This is a genomic window from uncultured Thiocystis sp., from assembly GCF_903866365.1.
GTDB lineage: Bacteria > Pseudomonadota > Gammaproteobacteria > Chromatiales > Chromatiaceae > Chromatium.
This window is the reverse complement of sequence record NZ_CAIPNF010000437.1, coordinates 1-3,027: the sequence shown is the minus strand read 5'-3', so window position 1 is coordinate 3,027 and position 3,027 is coordinate 1. Positions and strand designations below refer to the sequence as shown.

Annotated in this window: 3 protein-coding genes; 2 read left to right on the top strand and 1 reads right to left on the bottom strand. The window is 65.4% G+C overall.

Going from position 1 to position 3,027, the window contains the following annotated elements:
• Window positions 1-60: 60 nt before the first annotated feature.
• A complete protein-coding gene (locus QZY07_RS23750) occupies window positions 61-765 on the bottom strand; it encodes a hypothetical protein (RefSeq protein ID WP_295408298.1) in 705 nt (234 codons plus the stop codon).
• A gap of 136 nt (window positions 766-901) precedes the next feature.
• Between QZY07_RS23750 and QZY07_RS23745 the strand changes: the two genes are divergently transcribed.
• Both QZY07_RS23745 and QZY07_RS23740 read left to right on the top strand, forming a co-directional pair.
• Complete coding sequence (locus QZY07_RS23745; RefSeq protein ID WP_295408296.1) at window positions 902-1,753, top strand: hypothetical protein; 852 nt, start codon at window positions 902-904, stop codon at window positions 1,751-1,753.
• Between the two features lie 11 nt (window positions 1,754-1,764).
• Window positions 1,765-3,027: UvrD-helicase domain-containing protein (locus QZY07_RS23740; protein WP_295408294.1), on the top strand; the 1,263-nt coding region annotated here is incomplete at its 3' end.

Below are 3,027 nucleotides of genomic sequence, written 5' to 3'. Positions count from 1 at the left end.
TCGCGAGCCATTGATAGGCCGCGCGCGCGCTGAGAAGGATGTCGTCGATGAAATTTTCCATCAGGCGCACACCCAGGCGCGCGGGACTGGCGCATCGATTCGTCGCGCCTGTCGCGCTGGCGGCGGCATGATGGGCGCGCCAAGCTGCGCGAATGCTTCGGCATGCGTTTGCGCGCGGCGCGCGGTCGCCTGGATGTCCAGGCGCTGCGCCGGACGTAGCTTGTCGTCATCCACGAAGGTGACCAGCGCCCAGCAATCGGGGTCGTCCTGTGCCGGGGCCGCGATCACCGCGCCGCCGGGCATCCCCAGGAGCCGATCGCCATCGACCCCGCCGTCGATCGCGGCATTCCACAAGGCGGTGTAGATCGCCGGCCCCAGACTTTGAATCGCCGCGACCGGCTGTTCGAGATTCAGGCGTTGCAGGGTGCGCTCGATCAGATGATGCGTCAGGCGCACGGGGATTTCGACCGGGTGGACCTCGCACTGGCGCGCATTGAGCAGGAACGCGATGCCTTGCCAGCCTTCGGCCCAGGTTTCCGGCTGACGCCACACCCCCATGACCATCGCCACCTCCTGTTTGCCGTGGCCGTGACGCTTCGCTTCGATCATCACGAAATGCGGCTGGCGTTCGATTTCAAGCAGCGACTGACGCATCCAGGCACCGCGCGTGCGCACGGCGGCGGGCGGGCGTAAAGACCGTTCGGGACGCTGATCCAAGCGGCGCACGTAGCCGCGATACAAGGCTCTGGCGATCGATTCGTGCATGAGACTTCTCTCTTCTGACAAGGCCGGCGGATGACCGGCGAGCGTGTTCGTCGACCTTAAGCGCCTCGCCGTCGCACGTCAATAGCGTATAAAAAATATCGTTTTACGTCTTCAGTAAAACGCTATGATTGGCCTAATGAAATCGCTCCCACGCCCGCTCCTGACCCTCGCGCTGATTGCGCTCGCCGGTTGTGCCGGCCCAGCGTCTCGGCCCGCTGGCGTCTTTCAGGAAAACCCCGCGCACGCGCGTGCCGTCAACGTGCTGATGGCCGCCGGTTGCCTCGACGCCACCTCGCCCCGCCGCCCCGCCGTCGCGAACGACACGGGTTACGCCATCGTCAATGCCCGCCTGCCGCCCCTTGGCGTCGATCTGGGGATGGCGGTCGGGATGCGCGCGCTGTCGCTGCGCGGCCAATCGCCAAGCGATCCCTTATCGTCGTCCCGATTGCTCGCCTGGATGCCAGCCTGGATGCCCGCCTCCCTCGCGGCGACCCCCGAACAGGCCCGCGACACCTTGCGACGTCTCGTCGACGCGGCGCTCGCGGCGGCCCTCACGGACAACCTGCCGCCATCGACCGTTTCGACGCGCCGCCGCATCGGAACCTTCGTCGTCATCGGCGATCGCTGTCATCTTCCTTCTGTCGCCTGCCGCTCTCGCTTAGAAATCGTTCGGACGCCGATCCTCGGGCACGCGCCCTCCTGGTTCGGCGGCGATCCGGCCTGGACCTGGATCACGCCGTCCGGGAAAGCGATCGCGGCCACCCTCTTGCCCAGCGTCACCGATCAGCGTGTTTGGCCCGCTCGCCACCCGCTTGGCGACCCGATCTGGCAATCGTTCAAGGCGTCAGCGCCCGCCTGCCTGATTGGGCTTATCTTTACTCTGGCCCCTGGCACCGTCTCGCGCGGCGATGGCACGGGATTTTTGCAGGACGCGCAGGTTCTTCATCGCGGCCAAGCGTTGTCGCTGGCCGCCCCTCTCGCTCGCTAGGAGACTTCCCCATGCCCGATTCCGCCACGCACGTCGCCCCCGGCCAACCGTTCGACTACACCGCCGAACAACAGGGCATCATCCACTCGCACGCCGACACGCTCTCGATCAACGCCTTCGCGGGAACCGGCAAGACGGCAACGCTCGTGGGCTTTGCCGAGGCGCGACCCCAGCAACGGATGCTCTATCTGGCGTTCAACAAAGCGGTGGCGGAGGCGGCGAAACAGCGGTTTCCCAGCCACGTCGACTGCCGCACCTCGCATTCGCTGGCGTTCGCCACCTGCGGCAGTCGCTACAAGCACAAGCTCGGACAGCCACGCGCGCATCACGCGCGCGACATGCTGAAGGTATCGCTCAACCGCGACGAGGCGCTGCTGTTCGCCGATCAAGCCCTGCGCACCGTCTCGCGCTTTCTGATGTCCGGGAATCCGACGCTGCATCTCGATCATGTCGACACCGGTCCGCTCCGGTTCGGTCCGGCGGATGTTCTCGCCGCCGCCCGGCGGTTCTGGGACGCCATGCAGGATGTCCAAAACGCGGCGATGCCGATGCCCCACGACGGCTATCTCAAGCTGTATCAACTCTCCAAACCGGATCTGCGGAAGTACGACGTCATCCTGCTCGACGAGGCGCAGGACACCAACCCCTGTCTGTTTCAGATTTTCAATCGCCAGCAGACCGGGCGCGTCCTGGTCGGGGACGCGCACCAGAATATTTACGCCTTTCGCGGGGCGATGAACGCGATGGATCGCCTGGACGGGGAACGCCATGCGCTGACGGCCAGCTTTCGGTTCGGCTCGGCGATTGCCGACGTGGCGAACGCGCTCCTGGGCACATTCAAAAACGAACCGCTGACCCTGGAAGGACGGGGCGGACCGAGTACGCGCGGTCCCGCCAGCGGCGATCTACAAACCGTTTATCTGCACCGCACCAACGCCGGTCTGATCGAGCGCGGCATCGGCTTGCTCCAGGCGAACGCGCGCGCCAGGATTCATTTCGTGGGCGGGGCGTACAACGATCATTTCGAGACGCTGTTGGACGCTTGGCGGCTAATGGACGGCGAGCACGGCGCGATCCGCGATCCCTTTTTGCGCGCCTTCAACAGCATCGGCGATCTGGAAGACTACGCCGAGGCGACCGAGGATCGCGAGATCCAGGCGCGCTTGTCAGTGGTCAAAAAATACACTGACCGACTTCCCGGATTGCTCGATCAGTTGACCGCCGCCGACGAAGCGGATCCGGCCCGTGCCGTGGCCTCGCTCACGACGGCGCAC

Excerpts from the sequence above, each read along its gene's own strand:
- QZY07_RS23745 (WP_295408296.1), top strand. The coding sequence starts at position 902 with ATGAAATCGCTCCCACGCCCGCTCCTGACCCTCGCGCTGATTGCGCTC.
- QZY07_RS23750 (WP_295408298.1), bottom strand. The coding sequence starts at position 765 with ATGCACGAATCGATCGCCAGAGCCTTGTATCGCGGCTACGTGCGCCGC.